We start from the raw sequence: 22106 nt of genomic DNA on the forward strand, positions 1-22106 counted from the left end.
TTAAATCTAATTTATAATAACGAACACAATAGCGATGAGGTTAATTTATGAAAATATGTGGTGTTGAACTAAAAGGTAACGATGCAATTATCTGCATTATGTCAAAAGCAAACGGGTTGTACGACATACCAAAAACGCGTGTTCAAAAAATTAGCCTTGCTGATGCTAGTGACGCAGAGCAGGTTCAGGAGTTTCAATTTGCCTTTGCAAAGCTAATGGAAGATTATCAAGTTGATAAAGTGGTTATTAAAGGCCGAGCATTAAAAGGAAAGTTTGCAGGTGGCCCAGTTGGCTTTAAGTTAGAAGCCGCCATTCAATTGATTAAAGACTTACCGGTAGAAATATTGGCAGGTAGTTTTATTAAGAAATCGTTAACACGTAGTCAAATCGATATTGATTTTCGTGACACAGGTTTAAAGCAGTATCAACAACAGGCCTTTGAAACAGTGTTTGGCTTTTTTGAGGGTAGCTTATATTTACAGTAATGTAAGCTGTTAACTTTGATATGAAAAGGGTCGCTATAAGCGACCCTTTTTGATATTTCTTGCTGCAATGATTACTTGCTAGTAAGTCCGCGTCTTTCCAATAGTGGTTCAACTTTTGGGTCTTGACCACGGAAACGACGATACATTACCGTTGGGTCATCAGTGCCACCGCTTTCTAATACGTGCTTACGGTAAAGCTCTGCTGTTTTTTGATCAAAAATACCGTTTTCTTTAAATGCTAACCAAGTGTCAGCATCATAGATGTTAGACCAAATATAACCGTAATAACCCGCTGAATAACCGCCCGCAAAAATATGCGAGTAATAGCCCGTTTTATAACGAGGGGCAATTTGTTCAATTAAGCCTATTTCTTTGATGACGTTTTTCTCAAACTCATTGGCATCTTGCAAATCTGCTGTTTCTAATGAATGCCAGCTCATATCTAGTAATGCTGCAGCGAGATATTCCGTCGTACCAAAACCTTGATTAAATTTACCTGACGCTTGAATTTTCTCAACTAACACTTGAGGGATAACTTCACCGGTTTGATAATGTTTAGCAAAGTTTGCTAATACTTCAGGCTCAGTCATCCAATTTTCCATTACTTGTGACGGGTATTCAACATAATCACGTGGTAATGCGGTACCTGTTTGTGAGCGGTAGTAACCGTCTGACAATAAGCCTTGAATAGCATGACCAAACTCATGGAACAAGGTTGATGCTTGATCAAAGGTAAGTAGTGTTGGCTGGTCACCAATTGGGCGAGGGTAGTTTAATACGTTGTAGATAATTGGGGTAACGTCTTTACCATTCATGCGATATTGCTTACGGAAGCTGCTCATCCAAGCACCACCACGTTTACTTTCTCGTACGTAGTGATCAACCATGAAAATACCGATGTAACTACCGTCGCGGTCATAAACCTCAAAAGTACGTACATCTTCATGATACTTAGGTAGATCATCACGTTCTTTAAAGGTTACGCCCCAAAGTTTCTCCGCGGTATAAAAAACACCTTGCTGTGTTGCTTCTAGCGAGAAATATGGTTTAGTTTCTGATGCATCTATATCGTAACGTTGTTTACGAATTTTTTCAGAATAGTACCACCAATCCCAGGCCGCAACTTTAAACTTGCCACCCTCGGCATCGATCATTTTTTGAATGTCAGCGGCTTCTTCTTTAGCGCGCTCTAGCGATGCCGGCCAAACTTTGTTTAATAACTCAAAAACATTCTCAGGTGTTTTTGCCGTGGCATTTTCAAGCACGAAGTGAGCATGAGTTTTGTAGCCTAATAATTGTGCTTTTTGGAAACGAAGACTGGCCATTTCGCTAGCAATTGCTTGGTTATTATTGGCATTGTCATTATTGCCGCGCATGGTGTAACCCTTGTAGATGGTTTCACGTAATTTGCGGTTTGTTGAATAAGTTAAGAATGGGTTTTTACTTGGTCTATGGGTAGTAAATACCCATTTACCTTCATGGCCACGAGCTTTTGCAGTTTCTGCTGCAGCGGCGATGATATCTTCAGGTAAACCGTCAAGGTCGGCTTTATTGTCGATAACCATCTCAAAACTATTAGTTTCAGCTAACAAGTTTTCACCAAACTTTAAGCTGAGGCCGCTAAGTTTTTCGTTTAATTCACGTAGTTTCTGCTTATCTGCATCATTTAAATTAGCACCGCCGCGTACAAAACTTTTATAAGTTTTTTCTAATAGGCGCATTTGGTCTGTGCGTAATTCAAGTTGATCTTTTCGATCATAAACTTGTTTAACGCGTTGGAATAAAGCGTCGTTAAGGGCGATGTCATCTCCTAATGCTGAAAGTTTAGGCGATATTTCTTTCGCGATTGCACGCATTTCTTTATCAGACATTGAGCCTGTTAAACCATAGAAGGTATTGCTGACTTTATTTAGAAAGTCGCCAGACTTTTCCATAGCCACAATGGTGTTCTCAAATGTTGGACGAGAACGTACTTTAGTAATAGCATCTATTTCGAGTTTATTTTGTTCAATACCATGATAAAAAGCGGGTAAGTAGTCGCTTTTTTTAATTTTATCAAACGGTGGAATACCATAAGGGGTATCGTATTCAGCAAAGAAGGGGTTGTTGGCAGTACTAACTACTTTTTGTTCTACCTGAGCGACGTTTGCCGATGTGTTATTTTGTTGGCAGCCGGCTAAAGCAATGGCAATTGCTAGCGGTGCTAGATAACGAGTTTTCATTAAATGACCTCTTATTAGTATATCCATATTGGATTATAAGGTTTATTTGCAACAATACTTTAATAAAGCATTGGTTGTAAGCTGGTATCGATTCTATGTCGCGATAGGCCTTGGTACAAGAGTCGTTTGCTTAAATTGGGATGAGTTGTAGGTTATTGGCGTTAAGATATCATGACACTGAATCAGCATGTCTTAAATCAAGCTAAACTTATAGAGTGTTTAAAAATATGGACAAGATAAGTCTTTATTTTGTACATTGTATTACGATAGAGTTCGTATGTTGTAGTTGTAGTTGTAGTTGGAGTTTGACTACATAATTCAACATTTTCTTTGAGATTTATTGAAGTGTCTTTTGGCATAAGGGGGGGATGATGTTAATGAAACAACATTGGCTGTTAGCTATGTTTTTAGCCATGACCATAGGTTGTTCAAGCGTTGAGAAACCTATGGCAAAGAGTAAGGCTATTAACTTAAATACCACTTTATTTGCCTTTGAACCAGTAGCCTCAGAGCAAGAATTGTTTTCTTTAACAAAAGTGCAGCAACAAGAATTTTCGAGTTTTTATCAGCTAGAAACGTCAAAAGGCTATTTACCGCATGAAGTTATTGAACGGTTTTTACAAAATAATCTAAGTAATTTCACCTACTATGGTAAAACTTATATCGCTAGCAAGGCAATGCTAAATAACAGTGGTAATTGTATGAGTTTAGCTTTATTAACAACGGCATTTTCTCGCTTAGTTGGTGTTGAAATGGCTTATCGAAAAATGCACTCACTACCTATGTATGAAAAGCATGGTAATGTCATTTTATCATCAAGCCATGTGCAATCTCTTTTATATGATCCTAGTTTTATTCCAGAAGAAAACTATATTTATCTAAATCGTCCCGCTATTTTAATTGATTACTTTCCACAGGAAGGCAATATTCGTTCTAAAACAGTTAATACAACACGTTTTATTGCCATGTATTATATTAATAAAGCGGCAGAGTATTATATTGAAAGCGATTTAAACAAGGCTTTTGCTTATGCAAATCAGGCTTATCAATTAGATAACGAAAGCGCTTCTGCTATGAATTTATTGGCGCTACTTCATAAAAGACAGGGAGATGAAGTAACTGCAGAGCGTTTATACTTAGCGGCAATGGAAAGTTCTGATGTTAATATTAGTGTTTTAGATAACTATGTTAATTTATTAAGACAACAAGGACGTATCGCGGAAGTGCAGAAAATTAAGAAACAGATAGAAAATATCTATGATCCAAATCCATATCATTGGTTGGAAAAGACCCAGTTAGCTAGGTCTCAAAATGAACTAGATGAATCAGAGAAATTCTATCGCAAAGCTATCAAGCTTGCTCCTTATGTAAAGCAAGCTTATTTGGAACTACATGAAGTGTATTTACTTCAAGGTAGAAAGTCGTTGGCAATTTCAACATTGCAAGAGTCTTTACCTTGGCTACATGAGCCAAAGCAAAAACGACAATATAAGAAAAAGCTTTACCAACTAAGTGCAGCTATTTAGCGATTTCTTTTGTGGCAAGTTCTAAGCGGGGGTCAGTAACATCTGAGCTAGTTGACTTGAAAATTACTTGGTTATTTTTATTAATAAAAAATGTTGTCGGAGTGCCTTTTACGCCATAGCGCATTGCGACTTCATTGCCATTTACCGCCGTGATAAAGCCGTAGCCACGTGCGGTCAGTTCATCTTGGGGTAATGCTCCTTCATCCTCATTAAAACTTATGGCAACGATTTTAACGCCTTTTTCTCTATATTTTTCTTCAAGCTCGACTAATTTTGGTTGTAGCTTTTTACAATATGGGCACCAAGTTGCCCAAAAATGTAAAATAACGGCTTGTCCTTGAAATTGCGCTAAAGAAATCTCTTCCCCTGATTGAGTTTTTAGCTGCCAAGCTGGCGCAATTGGAGCGACTACTGCGTTACTTGATGTTTTAGCATTGACATTTTGTGATGCCAAAGTGAAAACAATTAGAAAGCTAGCACTGACAAAGTTTTTTATTTTTACAAGATTGCTATTTAAAAAGGTATTCAAAAAATTCACCATAAATAAATGATTGGATTAGTGAACTTGACCTGCCAATCATCTATCTGGTTTCAAATTTAATTAAATTTGTTTTTATTCTTTAATGCTTATTCGCGTCAGCTAATATTTTTTCTGCAGCTTTTGCGGCAATCATCATAGTCGGAGCATTGGTATTGCCACTGATAAGTGTAGGCATAATAGAGGCGTCTACAACTCTTAGTTTTTTAAGGCCATGGACTTTTAGTTTATCGTCAACAACAGCAAACTGGTCATTGCCCATTTTACAGGTGCCAACGGGGTGATAGATAGTATTACACTTTTCTTTTAGAAACTCATGAATTTCTTGATCCGACTGGCAGCTATCGTCTGGGAAAATATATTTAATATGAGTATTTGATAATGGCGGTGTCGAGAGGATTTTTTTGGCAATTTTTACGCCTTTAATCATAGTATCAATATCATCTTGATGGTCGAGCATATTTAGCTGAATACGCGGATGCTGACTAATGTTATTGCTATATAAAGTAACGCTACCGCGACTTTTTGGGCGCAGTAAACAAACATGAACCGCAATACCATAACTGCAAAGCAATTTATGATTTCGGCCATGGTCGTCCATTGCAGCAGGTACAAAATGCAATTGTAAATCAGGCTCTGTCAATGTCGGTTCAGACTTAATAAAACCTCCGGTTTCTGCAACCACAGTGGTCAGTAAGCCTGCGCGTTTAGTAAAGAATTTAATCGCTTCTTTTGCGCCCCACCATAACGCCTTAGGACGGTATGCTAATACTTCAGTACGCTGATGCTGAGCAACATTAAGAATATCAACATGATCTTGTAAATTTTTACCAACACCTTCAAGCTCATGAATGAGTGGAATATTATGTTTCTCTAATTCAGATTTGGGACCTACCCCTGAAAGCATAAGGATTTGTGGAGAATTGATGGCACCCGCACTTAATATAACTTCATTATTAGCAATAACTGTATTTAGTGTACCTTTATGTTTGTAACTAACACCAGTCGCAACATTATCTTCAATAAGAATTTTTTCAACTTGTGTTTGGGTTATTACCGTTAGGTTTTTTCGGTGCAGATTTGGTGTTAAAAATGCTTTTGCTGCGCTATGTCGTAAGCCATCTTTTTGTGTGACTTGAAAGTAGCCAATGCCTTCTTGTTCGGCGCCATTAAAATCTTCATTGGCGGGGTAGCCTGCAGCAATTGCCGATTGAATAAAGTCTTCATTAATTGTAGGCTTTGAAACTGAGTCGGCAACATTTAATGGCCCATTTATGCCATGATAATCGTTAGCACCACGTTCTTGATGTTCTAGTGCTTTAAAGTAAGGCAATACTTCTTCATAGCTCCAGCCTTGATTGCCTAAGCTATGCCAATGATCATAATCTTGTTTTTGTCCGCGAACATATAGCATGGCATTAATTGAACTACTGCCGCCGAGCGTTTTACCTCTTGGCGTAAATATCTCACGGTTATTTAAGGTTTTTTCTTGGTGGGAGTTAAAATGCCAATTTAATGTGTGGTCGCGCATTAAGCCAATAATGCCAATAGGCAAATGAATTAACCAGCTTTTGTCTTCTTTGCCTGCTTCAAGCAGGCAAACACTATAATTTCCACAGGCTGATAATTTATCGGCTAAAACACAGCCTGCAGAGCCGCCCCCAACAATGACATAATCAAACGTTTTCACACTAGTACCTTTATATTAACTTTTTATTATTATGGTCTTAACAAGTCTGACCACTATGATATAAAAGTACTATTTATTCAAGTGCGAAGCGGGTTAGTGATTATCGATATCTTTAATATTAATTTGTTTTACCTCACCATATTTGGCTGCTATAGCTTTTAACTCTGATGCTTTACCAATAATAACCGTTTGTAAGTTTTCTTTTGGAAAATACTGATTAATAAGTTGCTGAGTTTTGGCAAGGGTTAACGAATTAACTTGCTGTTCAAAAGTGTTGATATAACTTTCGTCAAAATTATAACTATACATTTGTCCCAGCAAGTGGCTTAAATCTTGAGATGTTTCAAATTTTGGTGGAAATTTACCTTTGACATAGGCTTTTGCAGAGGCAAGTGTTGCTTCGTCTATGCCTTTATCCCATAAGCGATGATACGTTTTCAATGCTAAGTCAATTGCTTCGCTTGTTGTCGCCGTTTTTGTGAAACTTGATATGGTAAAGCTGCCTGATTGACTATAATGAACAAAGTTACTTCTTGCGCCATAAGTTAAACCTGAATTTACCCGCAACTCATCATTTAACCAGGAAGTGAAACGACCGCCCAAAATCGTATTAATGACTGAAACTCCAACTAAGTCAGGTGTATTACGCGCAATACCTATACCGCTAATAGCAAATGTTGATTCAATAGCATCATCTTTATTCACTAATAATACTTTTGCAGAGGTTAGTGGCTTAGGCGGTACAACTGCATTGGGTGCTAGCGTAGAGTGGTTTGTCCAGCTTGAAAACAATGACTTTATTTGTTGTAGCATTTTTTTACTTTCAAAATCACCAACTACAACAATGGCACTATTGGCAGGCTGATACCACTTTTTGTGGAATGCTATTATATCGTTCACGTTAATTTGTGTGATTGAGTGAGTATTCCCTGTTGTTATTACATTGTAACTAGACTGTTCAAACACCATAGCTTTTACGTAATTGTTGATTACAGATTTTGGACTTTCTTTACTTTGCTCTAAGGCAAGCAAATGCTGCTTTTTCTTTTTTTCAAACTCATCAGCAGCGAATTTAGGATTGATGATGATGTTTTTAAGTAGTTTCAGCATAGCTTTTTGATCTTTCTTGGCAAAAGAGCTTTCTAGATAGGAAGACTCTGTGCCTGCTGTAGCAGACACAGTGGCGCCAATAAAGTCGATCGCGGCATTTATTTCCGCTTTCGATTGTTGTTTCGTGCCTAAAGGTAAATTTTCAGCAGTTAAATAAGCTAAACCTGACATAGAGTCATTAATTGCGCCCGCTTTAACAACAATGTTAACGTCGATAAGTGGCACTTCATGTTGCTCCATTAAATAAACAGTTAAACCATTATCTAAGGTAACTTTCTGATATTCTGGTAGGGTGTAACTCGCGTTGGCTTGTTTTGAAATAAATAGCAGACAAAAAGCTGCTAAGGTAGTTAAAATATTATAAATCCGCATCGTTACTGTCCTTTTCTGAAGATAAAATACCGACAGTGCGGTTTGATTTTATTAAATATTGTTTTGCGACTCGTTGAATATCAGCAACCGTGACTTTGTTATACTCTTCTGGTGCCGAAAATAACTGATGGTAATCACCAAAATATAATTCATATGAACCTAGCGTATTGGCTTTACCATTAATTGTCGCCATAGTGCGGTAAAAGTTTACTAGCTTGGTATTTTTCACTTTTTCAAGCTCTTGCGCGGTAACACCATTTTTTATAATGTTATTCACTTCTTTTATTACTGCCTTTTTCAGCGTATCTGCACTCACATCTTTGGCTGCTACTGCGTAAATATAGAATAAGTTTGGGTCAATACTTTCGGGTAGGTAAGTAAATAAATCACTGGCTATTTGCTGCTCGTCAATAAGAGATTTGTATAAGCGTGAACTTTGCCCTGTTGCTAAAATGTCATTTAAAATGTCTAACGCGTAATAATCTTGGTGCTGCGTATTTGGCACATGGTAAGCAAACATAATATTTGGCGTAGTTACTGATGCTTTATGAACATAGACAGTACGCTCACCTTTTTGTTCTGGCTCTACAGTGCGAACCTCTTGTGGTGCAGGCTGTGCAGGAATAGGTTCGAAATATTGCTTGGCAAGCTTTTTAACTTCTGCGGTTGTAACATCACCCGCAATAACGACTACTGCGTTATTTGGGGCGTAGTAGGTTGCATGGTATTTTTTTAAGTCATCGAGTGTCCAGCTTTCAATATCAGAGGCATGGCCAATGACTGACCAACTATAAGGGTGAGCTCTAAAAGCTGCGCCTTTTACTTCCTGCCAAATAGATCTAAAGTTCGAATTTTCAAGGCCTGTAGTTCTTTCAGAAGTTACTACGCCACGTTCGCTTTCAACACTAGCTTTTTCAATTGCTAAATTGGCGATACGGTCGGCTTCTAAATCAAAAATGGTCTCCATGGCTTCAGCTGGAAACCAATTGGTATAAACGGTTAAATTTTCGCTCGTATATGCATTGTTTGAACCACCTGCGGCTTCCATGGTGCGGTCAAACATTTTTGGCCCATATTTTTTTGCACCATTAAACATCATGTGTTCAAAAAAGTGTGATAGACCGGTGATGCCGGGTACTTCGTTTCGAGATCCTACTTTCCAAAATAAATACATATTTGCATTTGGAATAGAATTATCCTCCAGCACTATGATTTTCATGCCGTTTTTAAGAGTAAAGGTGTTTACATCATCGGCGGTTGTTATTGCGAAACTTGTACTAGAAAAACAAGAAATCAGTAGTATTAATTGTATTACTGCTGATTTCAATTTGGTTAGATACATAGGTTAACTCCAATTAGCCTATAGATAATTTTGAGTTGTTAATGCTATGTTAATAAGGTGGTGTGATCAAGAAGATTTGCAGGATGTAATTGTAAAAAAAGACTTTTATTATATTTGAAATGAATATGTTTAACTTTTAAACACAATACGCAAAAAAAGGCTAAACAGATGTTTAGCCTTTAGATGTTACATATATTTTTCTTTAAGCTGTTATCAAAGTAAGCAAAGTTTTTTTTTACTTTAAGCCCAGTACTTGTTTGCCTTGCTTGAATGTAATATCAACGGGGATATTTGCCTGTTCTAGGCTTGCAAGATCACTCGCTAAATCAGCTTTAATCACGCCGCTTTTAGCAACAAGTTTGTCAACGCCGTCGTAATCACCATTACCTTGTAAAGTTAATATCAATTCAGATAGCGAATTTATTGCTGCTGTCATTTTTTCAACGTTAATTTTATATAAACCTTGCTCATTACGAGCAAACGCACCTTGTTCAGCAAAGTAGTTGAATCTCACCATATTAGCTTTACCGTGTGCAGAGCTAGCACCAAAGCGCACAGAACGAAATATACCGGTTAAAAATGTCGTGTAATAATCTTCTAGAGTACCTTCAGTGATAACATTTTTAGCCAAAAGCTGACGAACCATATAAAGCCCTAAAATGTCAGCTTTGCCTTCTTCTAATGCAGAAGCATGTTCTTTTAATGATTGGCGCACGGTGCCTTTGTTATTAATAGTATTTTTAATACCTAAACCGTGAGCAACTTCATGGAACATGGTATTAGCAAAAAATGCGGTAAAGGTAACGTTTTTACGTTGTTCTGGCACAATTAACGTTTCAGCTATTGGTGTCATGATCGCATCAAACTTTGCGCGCATGGCATTTTTAAGCTGTAAACGACGTGTACCTTTTTTCAATTGTACTTCTTCATCGTTTGGTAAGTTAATGGCGATAGTTTTACCGCCGGCATTTGAATGGCCGGCATAGTATATTACGTCATAGGCATTTAAATCAGCATCAGAGCCAGGCACTTCAGCTTTATATTTTTTACTAACTGGTAAACCGCGTTGCAACTCAGGTAAGTATTCAGCATATTTTGCCAGTTTTTCGCTCCAAGACATATCTTTAATTAATACGTACGACTCAAATGCAGCACGATAACCAAATAATTGATCTTCATAGGTTTCAATAGGGCCAATCACGATATCAATAGGATTAGTTTTCATATCCATCCAAGCAAAGTCTGATGCTTGAAAGTCGTCGCTACGAATTGCTTTAGCGCGCATTTTAAGGTATTTGGAGAATTCTTTATTGTCGGCAAAGCTGGCCGCTTTTTCTAAAATTACCGCGATACGATTAATTTCATCAGCATATGCTTCTGAGAAAGCTATGCTGCTTAATTGTCCATTTTCATTGCGTTGAACAAGAGAATATAAACCATTCTTATCATGAAATGTTGCTTGTTCAAATTCCGCTTTCGTCATATCGCTAGGATAGAACTGGGCACCTGGGCTTTTTGCTTTAGTGTTGGTTAAAAATGCTTTGTCGCCATTTAAGCGATCCCAAGGGCCATAGTTTATGCGAGCAAACTCACGTACTTTTTCGTCACTAATAGACGCTAAAAAGCTAGTTTTGTCTTGGCCGAATGCTTGTTGCCAAAATAGGCCGTCTATGATGTCTGAAGCTTCAATAAGTAGGGATAACATTTGCTTTTGGTTGTCGGATAAATGAGACAAATCTGCAGTCAATGTTACGGTTTTGTATATGTCTAAACGATTTTGATATTCGGGAAGTAAGTTAACCGTTGAAGAGTTTGTTGGTTCATTATTGCCACCACAAGCTGAAAGTGTGCCTGTTATGAGCAGCAAAGATGCAATTTTTGAAAGTTTCATGTTTTGTTTCTCTTTTTAAATACCGGCTAGAGACTAACAAAATCACGGGTAAGCGCAAGGTCTTAGAACGATAAAATGAAGTTTGAGCAAATTTGAGGTATAAAAAAACCGGCAAAAGCCGGCTTTTTAATTCTTTACAAAAATTAAAGCGCTTTAATAGCAGCGTTTAAACGACTCTTGCTACGAGCAGCTTTATTTTTGTGAATAAGACCTTTGCTTGCATAACGATCGATAACCGGTGTTGCAGCAGCAAATTCTGTAGATGCTTTTTCTTTGTCACCGGCTTCGATAGCAGCAATTACTTTTTTAAGTAAAGTGCGCATCATTGAGCGACGGCTTGCATTGTGTTGACGGCGCTTTTCAGATTGTAATGCGCGCTTCTTAGCAGACTTTGAGTTAGCCAAGGTGAACTCCTAAAATTGAATAAATATAGCCTAAATTTAAGGCGACGAAATATGCCTGTTTTTAACTGGTTTGTCAAACAAATTACTGCTTTAATTTGACAGTTCGGATAATTACCCGTTTATGTATATAAAACCAATAGCCGTATTCTAAAGTTTTTAATTGGAAGTTGGAAGTAAAACTCTTGCCTTATTGTTATTAAATGCTTGTTTATCAAATCGTATAAGCCGCATAATATAACTTGCAACTAAAGGCTGTTGATCTTCGAGATTGTTTTTGTAGCTGTTTGGCGGTCATTTATGCAAGGTAGATAGAGTTCTTGCCATGTGCTTATTCCACACAAAAAAGCGAAAGCGCCGTAAAATGCCCGCAAATGCTGTTCGAAAATTCGGCTAAAAGCGTTTTACTCTTTGTTGATTAGTACTTGCTTAGAATGAATAGGCTGCCATTACTCACTACGATAAAAACGCTTTTATCGAGAACAAAGTTTAAATAAAAAAAACAACGTGCCCTAACTAATTACGCATGACTGCTAGTGTTTTGACAAATAGGATTGAGTCGATTGAGTAAAAAATTAATTAAATCAGGAGTTATTGTCAGTGCTATGACATTAATTTCGCGTGTTCTTGGCTTGGTGCGTGATGTTATTATCGCTAATGTTATGGGAGCTGGCGCATCAGCCGATGTATTTTTCTTTGCCAATAAAATACCAAACTTTTTCCGTCGTTTATTTGCTGAAGGTGCATTTGCACAAGCTTTTGTTCCGGTACTCAGTGAATATCATACTCTTGATGAAGAGCAGGGTAGAAATGATACCCGTAAACTTATTGCACAAGTATCAGGTACTTTAGGCGTAATAATCACTTTAGTAACATTATTTGGCATGATAGCGTCGCCAATTTTTGTGGCCTTATTTGGCTTTGGTTGGTTTTTAGATTGGTTGTCTGATGGGCCTTCTAGTGCTAAATTTGATCTAGCTAGCACCTTATTAAAAATAACTTTTCCTTATCTTTGGTTTGTCAGCATTACTGCCTTATCAGGTGCTATTTTAAATACTTATGGCCGCTTTGCTGTGTCAGCCTTTACACCAGTTCTACTCAATGTCGGTATTATCGCTTGTGCGATTTATTTAGCACCGTTAATGGACGACCCCGCTTTCGCTTTGGCTTGGGGGGTATTTTTAGGTGGCTTTATTCAATTTGCTTTTCAGATCCCTTTTCTTTATCGAGCTGGTGCTTTAGTTAAACCTAAGTGGGCATGGCATGCGCCGGGCGTTACTAAAATTCGTAAGCTGATTATTCCTGCTTTGTTTGGTGTCTCCGTTACGCAAATTAATCTATTACTCGATACTATTATTGCTAGTATGTTGGTAACTGGCTCTATCAGTTGGTTGTATTACGCTGACCGATTATTAGAATTCCCGCTAGGGCTATTTGGTATTGGTATTGCAACGGTCATACTACCTAGTCTATCAAAATTACATACTAAGAAAGATAACCAAGAATTTGGCGATACCATTGATTGGGGGCTGAGAATCGTTTCCTTGTTTGGTTGGCCTGCTTTAGCGGGGTTAATGGTGCTCGCTCAGCCAATTATTATGGTGCTATTTATGCGTGGTGCGTTTGATCAAGTTGAGGTGATACAAGTTTCGTATGCGTTATTTGCTTATCTTACTGGTTTATTGAGCTTTATGTTTATTAAGGTATTAGCACCAGCTTACTATTCGCGTCAAGATACTAAAACCCCAGTAAAAATAGCAATTAAAGCTATGGTTGCGAATATGGCATTTAATTTAATGCTAGCGCCATTTTTTGGCTATGTTGGCTTGGCAATAGCGACAACCTTGTCGGCGACGCTAAATGCTATGATGCTTTATCATGGGCTAAAAACTGCCAATGTTTTTCAATTATCGAAAAATACTTGGTGGTTTATTTTACGCCTAATTATGTCAGCTATGGTGATGGCTGCTGTGGTTTACTATTTGTCGCCAGCATTTGAATTTTGGCTAACGTTAAGTTTTGCCGAGCAAGTTTGGCAACTTATTATTTGTATCACCGTTGGAATGTTTAGCTACTTTGCTTGTTTGTTATTATTAGGTATTCGTATTTCTGATATAAAAATCGCGCAAAATAACTAACACTAAGGGCTGATTCTTACAGCTGACTGAGATATAATTTGTCGGTTTTTATTCTTTTATGAATTGTTCGATAGCAAATGAATGTCGGCAGTAGGGTTTAGTAGGTTCATGCAATTAACACGTGGCATTCACAATATGCAGATTAATGACGATAAAAGTCGTCAGGGATGTGTATTAACCATAGGCAATTTTGATGGGGTGCATTTAGGGCATCAGCAAGTGGTTTCAGCTCTTGTTAACAAAGCAAAAGAGCTAAATTGTGAGGCTGCTGTTCTTGTATTTGAGCCACAACCGCAAGAGTTATTTTCACCTGAAACTGCGCCGGCAAGGTTATGCCGACTACGTGATAAATATTCGCTATTAAAAAAGTTAGGGGTTGATAGATTAATTTGTATCAATTTCAATAAAAAATTTGCTAGTCTAAGCGCCGAAATATTTATTGAAGAATTACTGGTAAAGCGCCTCGCGATAAAACATTTAATTGTTGGCGACGACTTTCATTTTGGCAAAAATCGCCAAGGTAATTTTTCGATGTTAAAAACAGCGGGTGAAAAATTCGGCTTTTCCGTAACAGATACCGCTAGCCATAAACTTGCAGGCTGCAGAATAAGCAGCACCGCAATAAGAGAGAGATTAGAGCAAGACGATCTTACTGGCGCAGAGTCTATGTTAGGGCGCGCTTACTCTATTATTGGAAAAGTGTTTCATGGCGATAAACGTGGCCGTGAAATGGGTTTTCCTACCGCAAATATTAGATTAAAACGTCGTGTTTCGCCTGTTTCAGGTGTATATGCGGTGCAGGTTAAAAGCCAATTTGGTCACCATTTTGGTGTTGCTAACATTGGCTCTAGACCAACTGTTGCAGGAATTAGGCAACAATTAGAAGTACATATTTTTGATTTTGATAACAATTTGTACGGCGATGTTATTGAAGTAGTGATGTTAAATAAGTTACGTAGCGAACAAAAATTTAACTCGCTAGCTGAATTAACCCAGCAAATTGCAATAGATACAGAACAAGCTCGCACTTATGTGCAAAGCTTAACTTGAATAAGATTAAGTAAAGAAAAAAACTAACCGACGCTTTAGTGACTACGACAACGGATATTTATTTTAATGAGTGATTACAAACAAACCCTAAATTTGCCAGCAACTTCTTTTGCGATGAAAGGAAATATGGCGAATCGTGAACCGAATATGCTAAAAGAATGGGCTGAAAAAGATTTATACGGCCAAATTCGTGCGGCTAAAAAAGGTAAAAAATCATTTATTTTGCATGACGGCCCTCCGTATGCAAATGGCAATATTCATATTGGTCACGCGGTTAATAAAATCCTTAAAGACATCATCATTAAAGCGAAAACCTTATCTGACTTTAACGCACCCTATGTGCCAGGGTGGGATTGTCACGGCTTACCTATTGAATTAATGGTAGAGAAAAAAGTCGGTAAACCAGGGCATAAGGTATCGGCGAGTGTTTTTCGTGAAAAGTGTCGTGAATATGCTGCGAAACAAGTTGATGGCCAACGTGAAGACTTTAAGCGTTTAGGCGTTTTTGCAGATTGGGATAAGCCATATCGCACTATGGACTTTGACACTGAAGCTAATATTATCCGCTCACTAGGTAAAATTGCAGAAAATGGTCATTTACATCAAGGCTTTAAACCTGTGCATTGGTGTACGGATTGTGGCTCATCTTTAGCTGAAGCAGAAGTGGAATACAAAGATAAGCAATCACCAGCCATTGATGTGAAATTTACCGTTGTAGAGCAAAGTATTGCTGATAAGTTTGATCACCCAGAAAACCATCAAGGTGAAGGTGAAATTTCTGTTGTTATTTGGACGACAACGCCGTGGACTTTGCCAGCAAACCGTGCGGTTTCATTACATGCTGATGTTGAATATACCTTAGTACAATGTGAAACAGAACAGGGCAAAGAGCGCTTAATTTTAGCGTCAGATCTTGTTACTTCATGTATGGACCGTTTTGGTATTACGAAATATCACGCATTAGGTTTTTGTAAAGGTGCTGAATTAGATTTAGTACAACTTCAACACCCATTTTATGACTTTACCGTGCCGGTTATTCTAGGTGAGCATGTAACCACGGATTCAGGTACCGGTTGTGTACATACCGCACCTGGCCATGGTGTTGAAGATTTCGAGGTTGGCAAACTTTATAATTTAGAAGTGGCTAATCCTGTTGGTGCAAACGGTGTTTACCTAGAAAGCACAGAATTATTTGCTGGCCAGCATGTATTTAAAGCTAATGCCAATGTGGTTGAAACCTTAAAAGAACATGGCAAGCTAGCGCATCATCATGCACTAGAACATTCTTACCCACATTGCTGGCGCCATAAAACGCCACTAATTTTTCGTGCAACGCCTCAGTGGTTTATTAGCATGGACAACAAAGGCTTGCGTAAAGACTCGCTTAACGAAATTGAAAAAACACAGTGGATCCCAGATTGGGGTCAACGCCGTATTGAATCTATGGTTGAAGGTCGCCCTGATTGGTGTATTTCACGCCAGCGTACTTGGGGGGTACCTATGGCATTATTCATCCATAAAGATACCGGCGCATTGCATCCTCGCAGCATTGAGTTAATTGAAGTTGTAGCTAAGCGTGTTGAAGAGAAAGGCATTCAAGCATGGTTTGATTTAGAAGCAGCTGAGCTGATTGGTGATGATGCACAAGAATACGTTAAAGTGGCTGATACGCTTGATGTTTGGTTTGACTCAGGCACAACCCATTATTCTGTGGTTAATGCCCGTGAAGAATTTGACGGTATTGCTGATTTATACCTTGAAGGTTCAGATCAACATCGAGGTTGGTTTATGTCGTCAATGATCTCATCAGTGGCTATGACCAGCCAAGCACCATATAAGCAAGTGTTAACTCATGGTTTTGTGGTTGACGCTAAAGGTCATAAAATGTCTAAGTCATTAGGCAATGTTATCACGCCAAAAGAAATTACTAATACTTTAGGTGCTGATATTTTACGCTTGTGGACTGCTTCCGTGAATTATACGCAAGAAATTACCGCCGGTGATGAAATCTTTAAGCGTCAAGCCGATGCGTATCGTCGAATTCGTAATACTTCACGCTTTTTACTATCAAATCTTAATGGCTTTGATCCGAAAACAGATTCAATTGCTTTTGATGATATGGTGGCACTTGATCGTTGGGCAGTAGATAAAGCTGCACAATTACAAGCAGAGATTGTTGCCGCTTATGATGAGTATGAATTTCATGTTGTAGTACACAAGTTAATGAACTTCTGTACTACTGAGCTTGGTGGCTTTTACTTAGATATTATTAAAGACCGTCAATACACAGCGAAAGAAGACAGTGTTGCGCGACGTTCTTGTCAAACTGCTATGTATTTAATTGCAGAGGCAATGACACGTTGGATGGCACCTATTTTGTCGTTTACCGCTCAGGAAATTTGGCAAGCACTGCCAACACCAGCAGGAGAGGCGCGTGAAGAATTCGTTTTCACTGGTGTGTGGTTTGACGGTTTACCAAATACAGCAACTACCAGCGCTTTAGATAATGGCTACTGGAACGACATTTTACTTGTTCGTACAGAAGTAAACAAAGCGTTAGAAAACGCCCGTAAAGAAAAGCAAGTAGGTAAGGCGCTTGAAGCCGCAGTTACTTTATATGCTCGAGCTGAGTTGGCTGAAAAAATTCAACAATTAAGTGAAGAGTTACGTTTTGTACTGATCACTTCTAAAGCGACCGTTGAAATAGTTGAATGTGCACCAGCAGATACACTAACAACTGATGTTGAAGGTTTGTGGTTAACCGTTGCTCCAGCAGAAGGTGCTAAGTGTGATCGTTGTTGGCACGTTACTGAAGATATTGGTCAAAGTGAGCAACATCCAGAGCTTTGTGGTCGCTGTATTACTAACGTTGATGGCGAAGGCGAAGTACGGCAATTTGCTTAACACTGGTTGTGGTTAAAGAAGTAATAATAAAACGTGCAGCACTTGTCTAGAGTCTGCACGTTTTCTAGTTATTAGCAGAATAGAATGAGCGTTGAAGGCTTAGCAAAGAGAAGTTATATATTTATGAAGAGTTTATTTACGGAAACTGGATTACGTTGGCTTTGGTTAACGATTATTTGTTTAGTTGCCGACCAAGTAACAAAGCAATTCGTTGCCACCAACATGGACTTGTATCAATCTATTGATATATTGCCTTTTTTTAACATTACATATGTTCATAACCCGGGTGCTGCATTTAGCTTTTTAGCCGACCAAGGTGGTTGGCAACGTTGGTTTTTCACTGCCATTGCCGCCATTGCAAGTATTGTTTTTATTGTTTGGTTAGCTAAAACACCGAAGCAACAATCATTGTTATCGGTAGCATTCGCATTAATGCTAAGTGGTGCAGTTGGTAATTTGATCGATCGCGTATTATTTGGTTATGTTATCGACTTTCTAGATTTTTATGGTTTTGGTTATCACTTTCCAGCGTTTAATATTGCCGACTCGATGATTTTTATTGGTGCCGCTTTGATGATTTTCGATTCATTTAAAAATGGTGAGCCGAATAACAATGTAAAAAAGATTAATTCTTAAAGAGAACCTTATGACAAATTTAGTAACTACTTCTTCTGAAATTATTGCCCATATCACCATGAAGTTATCAGATGGCTCAGCTGCGGATAGCACCAAAGTAAATAAAAAACCGGCAAAAATCATTATGGGTGATGCTAGTATTTCTCCAGCATTTGAAGCGCAATTAGTTGGTATGAAAGCGGGTGACAGTAAAGAGTTTACATTGGCGGCAGCAGATGCATTTGGTGAACCTTTACCAGAAAATATCCACTATATGGATATCAGTAAGTTCAGTGAAGAAGCACCAGCAAAAGTGGGTAATATTATTACTTTTAGCCAACCAGGTGGCGAATTGCCAGGTATGATAAAAGATGTGACAGGTAGTTCGGTGACCGTTGACTTTAACCATCCTTTGGCTGGTCAAGAGGTTACTTTCGTCATAGATGTTATTGAAGTTAATTAGCGAATAACGGCAGGTATCAAATGGAAATTATTTTAGCGAATCCGCGTGGTTTTTGTGCCGGCGTTGACCGAGCCATAAGCATTGTTGACCGAGCACTTGATTTATTTGAAGCTCCGATTTACGTGCGTCATGAAGTGGTACATAACAAGTTTGTGGTAAACGGCCTAAAAGACCGTGGCGCGGTATTTGTCGATGAACTTGTCGAAGTGCCTGACGACAGCACGGTAATTTTTAGTGCTCATGGCGTTTCAAAGGCCGTGCGTAATGAAGCCAAAGAACGTGGCTTAAAAGTTTTTGATGCCACTTGCCCGTTAGTGACTAAAGTGCATATGGAAGTATCACGAACTAGTCGTAAAAATATTGAGTGTATTTTAATTGGCCATGCTGGCCATCCTGAAGTTGAAGGCACTATGGGGCAATATGAAAGTACGGACGGCGGAATTTACTTAGTTGAGTCGGCTGAGGATGTTTGCACACTAGAAGTGAAAAATCCGGAGAAACTTTACTATTGTAGCCAAACCACTTTATCGGTTGATGATACCAGTGATGTTATTGATGCACTGAGAAAGAAATTTCCAGAGATTCAAGGCCCACGTAAAGATGATATTTGTTATGCCACGCAAAATCGTCAAGATGCAGTAAGATCAATTGCTGAGCAAGTTGAGTTACTGTTAGTTGTTGGAGCTAAAAATAGCTCTAATTCAAATCGACTTCGAGAATTGGCGGAAAAAATAGGTACCACATCCTATTTGATAGATACTGCTGCAGATATTGATACCAAATGGTTAAATAACATTTCAAAAGTTGGTGTTACCGCAGGCGCTTCAGCCCCAGCTATATTGGTACAACAAGTCATTAGTGAATTAAAGTCACTTGGCGGTAAAGAAGTGGTTGAATACCCAGGGCGTGAAGAAAACACGGTATTTGCGGTGCCGATAGAATTGCGCTAATCTAAAGTAAAGCGATATTTGTAATTTACGATGTTCAACGAATCTTTTAATATGCGGAATTGACTAAGTTCACAAGTTTATCGATAAACTCTGCAGATAATAGTGCTTTTTAAGTAAAGTTATCTGTAGAAGTAATGAATAAGGTATGGGTTAATGCTGTTCACTCGGGTGATTTTTAACACATATAGAATAAATATTTATAGTGCTTATGGCATAGCATATAAGTGTGTCTTTTTGTTTATTGTTGCTTATTTATTTTTAATAAAAGCTGTTCAGTTGCTATTCTTGCCTAGCACTTATCTGTATTTAGTATTTAAAGGGAGATTAAATATTGAATAGATTATCCTCACTTAAAAACTCACAAAAGCCCAAATTTAATAAAGGGCTTACTTTTATAGAAGTTCTAGTCGCGGTATTTATTTTAGTTACTGGCATTCTTGGAGCGGTAGCAATGCAAGCATCAGCCAAAAAAGGCAGTTTTGATGCTATGCAACGCTCTGTTGCATCGGCTTTGGCGCAAGATATTATTGAGCGCATGCGTAGTAATGATTCAACAGCATTAGCCAGTTATGCGGGTACTGATTATGGTGAAACATTGAATGATGTACCAGATAAACGCTGTACTTCTGTAGCAGGAATATGCAGTGCTGTAGAGATGGTTATTAATGATCAATATGAGTGGGAATCGTCACTTATGGGGGCTAATGTTGTTAACGATGGCAATAATTTAGCTGGCTTAGTTGGGGTCAGGGGCTGTATTAGTCATAATCTTAATGCTGTAACTGTTGTTATTAGTTGGGAAGGGCGTACTGAAATTGCCGATGCAAAAAAAAGTACTTGTGGAACTGCTGGTAGTAAACGTAGGCAAGTTATCGTTGAGGCATTTATAAACTAATATGAAAAATCAACACGGTTTTACTATTGTAGAAATCTTTATCTCGCTTGCTGTTGGTTTGGCGTTATTTGCTGGTGTGCTCAGTGTTTTTGTTGGTATGAAAACCACTACTGAAGAGACGGCAACATATGGAGAGCTTCAAGAGAATGGTCGTTTTGCACTAAGTATTATTAGTTATGACCTTTTAAGACAAAATTTCTGGGGGGATTATGCAGGGGCACTAGACTTGTCCATGTTAAATTCGGTACCAGGCGCGCCATTGAATGAATGCTCAGGCGAAGGTTTAAATAATGGTACATTTCCAACTGCAGTTGGGCATTTTAGAACTATCTGGGGGCAAACTGTTACTAATAAATCGATTATGGGTTGTATAGATGATGCTAAAACCAACTCTGATGTTCTGCAGTTAAAGCGGGCAATTTCGAACTCAGTTACCAGTACAACTAATGACAATTATTTTATTATTGCCAACCTAAGCGAAGCAGAAGTTTTTACAGGCACAACAATTCCTGAGGTTAATAACAGCCAAGTTTGGGAATATCAGCACCATGTTTACTATGTCAGAGAAGAAAGCCAAGGCGATAATACTGTTCCTGTGCTGATGCAAGGGCGATTAACAACCAGTATGACTTTTGATCCGATTATCGACGGCATCGAACAAATTCGATTTATGTATGGAATCGACACAGACGCTGAGGGAACCGCAGGTTATGGCATTGTTGACAGCTTTATTTCTGCCGACAATATGACTGATGTGCTATGGAATAACGGCAATGATAGTAGAATTTTGGCCGTTCGCGTTTATGTTCTTGCACGTAGCATTTTACCAGATAACAAATATACTAATACAAATACCTATAGCTTAGGCGATTTAGATGTAACCTTTAACGATAATTACAGGCGTCTGTTATTCAATTCAACGGTGACTTTATACAATGCAGGAGTTGACTCATGGTAAACAAAAGTTACAGGTGCAAAAGTAATATGAATTTGATGCATTATCAAAAAGGAGTTGTATTAATTGTTTCATTGGTATTTTTAATTGCCTTGACCGCAGTTGCTGGCGCGTTGATGCAAAATACGACGACAGACATGAAAATGTCAGGCGCGAGCGAAGATAAAGTTGTGGCTACACAAGAAGCTATAAGTGCGAGTGACGAAGCTGTATTTAGGCAAGTTAATGGCGGAACTGGCAACAACAAGTTTGCATCACCTATGGTTAAGTTTAAGGATGCAAGTTATAGCAGTGTCACGGACACTTTAACTATTACTAATTCAAATAGTAACACCACGGCAAGCATTGAAGTTGCCAATAATGACCTTGAGCTTGAACCAGATTGCCCCCACTCCAGATCTGCTTCATCTGCCCAGGTTTTCACTTGCAATGTTTTACGTGTGCAGGTAGTTCGTAAATATGGACGAACAAATACCAATGAAGTTGAGGTTAATACAGGGGTTGCCCAACAACTACTGAGATAGAACTTGGTATTATCGTTAGATACTGGAGTAAAGTA

The 22106-nt window shown here is 38.3% G+C and carries 18 protein-coding genes; 11 read left to right on the top strand and 7 right to left on the bottom strand.

Translation table 11 applies throughout. The features are described 5' to 3' along the window. Positions 1 to 47: 47 nt before the first annotated feature. Complete coding sequence (locus AC27HL_RS18695) at positions 48 to 485, top strand: DUF3010 family protein (protein ID WP_487082576.1); 438 nt, start codon at positions 48 to 50, stop codon at positions 483 to 485. 71 nt (positions 486 to 556) lie between these two features. On the opposite strand, the gene AC27HL_RS18700 is transcribed toward AC27HL_RS18695, so the two are convergent. Then, positions 557 to 2707: a M3 family metallopeptidase gene (locus AC27HL_RS18700; protein WP_487082577.1), complete on the bottom strand. Its 2151-nt coding sequence runs from the start codon at positions 2705 to 2707 to the stop codon at positions 557 to 559. Positions 2708 to 3084: 377 nt separating this feature from the next. Between AC27HL_RS18700 and AC27HL_RS18705 the strand changes: the two genes are divergently transcribed. Further along, positions 3085 to 4233, top strand: a complete 1149-nt coding sequence (locus AC27HL_RS18705; protein ID WP_487082578.1) for a tetratricopeptide repeat protein — start codon at positions 3085 to 3087, stop codon at positions 4231 to 4233. Here the strand turns inward: AC27HL_RS18705 and AC27HL_RS18710 are convergent. From AC27HL_RS18710 to rpsT, 6 genes are all read right to left on the bottom strand, one after another. Next, positions 4226 to 4762 (bottom strand): TlpA family protein disulfide reductase, encoded by a 537-nt coding sequence (locus tag AC27HL_RS18710; RefSeq protein WP_487082579.1) that lies wholly within the window; start codon positions 4760 to 4762, stop codon positions 4226 to 4228. The genes AC27HL_RS18705 and AC27HL_RS18710 overlap by 8 nt on opposite strands. Before the next feature lie 91 nt (positions 4763 to 4853). Further along, positions 4854 to 6461 carry a GMC family oxidoreductase gene (locus AC27HL_RS18715; protein WP_487082580.1) on the bottom strand — a complete coding sequence of 536 codons (1608 nt, stop codon included), beginning with the start codon at positions 6459 to 6461 and terminating at the stop codon, positions 4854 to 4856. A gap of 93 nt (positions 6462 to 6554) precedes the next feature. Further along, positions 6555 to 7943: a M16 family metallopeptidase gene (locus AC27HL_RS18720; protein ID WP_487082581.1), complete on the bottom strand. Its 1389-nt coding sequence runs from the start codon at positions 7941 to 7943 to the stop codon at positions 6555 to 6557. Continuing rightward, on the bottom strand, positions 7930 to 9270 hold the full coding sequence (locus AC27HL_RS18725) for a M16 family metallopeptidase (protein ID WP_487082606.1): 1341 nt from the start codon (positions 9268 to 9270) through the stop codon (positions 7930 to 7932). Before AC27HL_RS18725 ends, AC27HL_RS18720 begins: the two co-directional genes overlap by 14 nt. Positions 9271 to 9520: 250 nt before the next feature. Continuing rightward, on the bottom strand, positions 9521 to 11176 hold the full coding sequence (locus tag AC27HL_RS18730; RefSeq protein WP_487082582.1) for a dipeptidyl-peptidase 3 family protein: 1656 nt from the start codon (positions 11174 to 11176) through the stop codon (positions 9521 to 9523). Positions 11177 to 11319: 143 nt separating this feature from the next. Then, complete coding sequence (gene rpsT / locus AC27HL_RS18735) at positions 11320 to 11580, bottom strand: 30S ribosomal protein S20 (protein ID WP_487082583.1); 261 nt, start codon at positions 11578 to 11580, stop codon at positions 11320 to 11322. Between the two features lie 560 nt (positions 11581 to 12140). On the opposite strand from rpsT, the gene murJ reads away from it, so the two are divergent. The 9 genes from murJ to AC27HL_RS18780 all read left to right on the top strand — a co-directional run bounded on the left by murJ (position 12141) and on the right by AC27HL_RS18780 (position 22071). Next, the gene (gene murJ / locus AC27HL_RS18740) at positions 12141 to 13715 is read left to right on the top strand and encodes a murein biosynthesis integral membrane protein MurJ (RefSeq protein ID WP_487082584.1); all 1575 of its coding nucleotides are present in this window, start codon (positions 12141 to 12143) and stop codon (positions 13713 to 13715) included. A 108-nt stretch (positions 13716 to 13823) separates the two neighbouring features. Beyond that, a complete protein-coding gene (ribF, locus tag AC27HL_RS18745) occupies positions 13824 to 14765 on the top strand; it encodes a bifunctional riboflavin kinase/FAD synthetase (RefSeq protein WP_487082585.1) in 942 nt (313 codons plus the stop codon). A gap of 66 nt (positions 14766 to 14831) precedes the next feature. After that, complete coding sequence (gene ileS, locus AC27HL_RS18750) at positions 14832 to 17669, top strand: isoleucine--tRNA ligase (RefSeq protein ID WP_487082586.1); 2838 nt, start codon at positions 14832 to 14834, stop codon at positions 17667 to 17669. A gap of 123 nt (positions 17670 to 17792) precedes the next feature. Next, positions 17793 to 18305: a signal peptidase II gene (gene lspA / locus AC27HL_RS18755; protein WP_487082607.1), complete on the top strand. Its 513-nt coding sequence runs from the start codon at positions 17793 to 17795 to the stop codon at positions 18303 to 18305. A gap of 10 nt (positions 18306 to 18315) precedes the next feature. Continuing rightward, on the top strand, positions 18316 to 18747 hold the full coding sequence (fkpB, locus tag AC27HL_RS18760; protein WP_487082587.1) for an FKBP-type peptidyl-prolyl cis-trans isomerase: 432 nt from the start codon (positions 18316 to 18318) through the stop codon (positions 18745 to 18747). Positions 18748 to 18767: 20 nt separating this feature from the next. Beyond that, positions 18768 to 19697, top strand: a complete 930-nt coding sequence (gene ispH, locus AC27HL_RS18765; RefSeq protein WP_487082588.1) for a 4-hydroxy-3-methylbut-2-enyl diphosphate reductase — start codon at positions 18768 to 18770, stop codon at positions 19695 to 19697. Positions 19698 to 20028: 331 nt separating this feature from the next. Beyond that, positions 20029 to 20592, top strand: a complete 564-nt coding sequence (pilV, locus tag AC27HL_RS18770; protein ID WP_487082589.1) for a type IV pilus modification protein PilV — start codon at positions 20029 to 20031, stop codon at positions 20590 to 20592. Position 20593: 1 nt separating this feature from the next. Then, positions 20594 to 21550 carry a PilW family protein gene (locus AC27HL_RS18775; RefSeq protein WP_487082590.1) on the top strand — a complete coding sequence of 319 codons (957 nt, stop codon included), beginning with the start codon at positions 20594 to 20596 and terminating at the stop codon, positions 21548 to 21550. A gap of 26 nt (positions 21551 to 21576) precedes the next feature. Then, positions 21577 to 22071 carry a pilus assembly PilX family protein gene (locus tag AC27HL_RS18780; protein ID WP_487082591.1) on the top strand — a complete coding sequence of 165 codons (495 nt, stop codon included), beginning with the start codon at positions 21577 to 21579 and terminating at the stop codon, positions 22069 to 22071. The last annotated feature ends 35 nt before the right edge of the window (positions 22072 to 22106 follow it).

The sequence above is a fragment of the Colwellia aquaemaris genome (assembly GCF_057548755.1).

Excerpts from the sequence above, each read along its gene's own strand:
- AC27HL_RS18695 (WP_487082576.1), top strand. The coding sequence starts at position 48 with ATGAAAATATGTGGTGTTGAACTAAAAGGTAACGATGCAATTATCTGC.
- AC27HL_RS18700 (WP_487082577.1), bottom strand. The coding sequence starts at position 2,707 with ATGAAAACTCGTTATCTAGCACCGCTAGCAATTGCCATTGCTTTAGCC.
- AC27HL_RS18705 (WP_487082578.1), top strand. The coding sequence starts at position 3,085 with ATGAAACAACATTGGCTGTTAGCTATGTTTTTAGCCATGACCATAGGT.
- AC27HL_RS18720 (WP_487082581.1), bottom strand. The coding sequence starts at position 7,943 with ATGCGGATTTATAATATTTTAACTACCTTAGCAGCTTTTTGTCTGCTA.
- AC27HL_RS18730 (WP_487082582.1), bottom strand. The coding sequence starts at position 11,176 with ATGAAACTTTCAAAAATTGCATCTTTGCTGCTCATAACAGGCACACTT.
- ribF (WP_487082585.1), top strand. The coding sequence starts at position 13,824 with ATGCAATTAACACGTGGCATTCACAATATGCAGATTAATGACGATAAA.
- ileS (WP_487082586.1), top strand. The coding sequence starts at position 14,832 with ATGAGTGATTACAAACAAACCCTAAATTTGCCAGCAACTTCTTTTGCG.
- lspA (WP_487082607.1), top strand. The coding sequence starts at position 17,793 with ATGAAGAGTTTATTTACGGAAACTGGATTACGTTGGCTTTGGTTAACG.
- fkpB (WP_487082587.1), top strand. The coding sequence starts at position 18,316 with ATGACAAATTTAGTAACTACTTCTTCTGAAATTATTGCCCATATCACC.
- ispH (WP_487082588.1), top strand. The coding sequence starts at position 18,768 with ATGGAAATTATTTTAGCGAATCCGCGTGGTTTTTGTGCCGGCGTTGAC.
- AC27HL_RS18775 (WP_487082590.1), top strand. The coding sequence starts at position 20,594 with ATGAAAAATCAACACGGTTTTACTATTGTAGAAATCTTTATCTCGCTT.
- AC27HL_RS18780 (WP_487082591.1), top strand. The coding sequence starts at position 21,577 with ATGAATTTGATGCATTATCAAAAAGGAGTTGTATTAATTGTTTCATTG.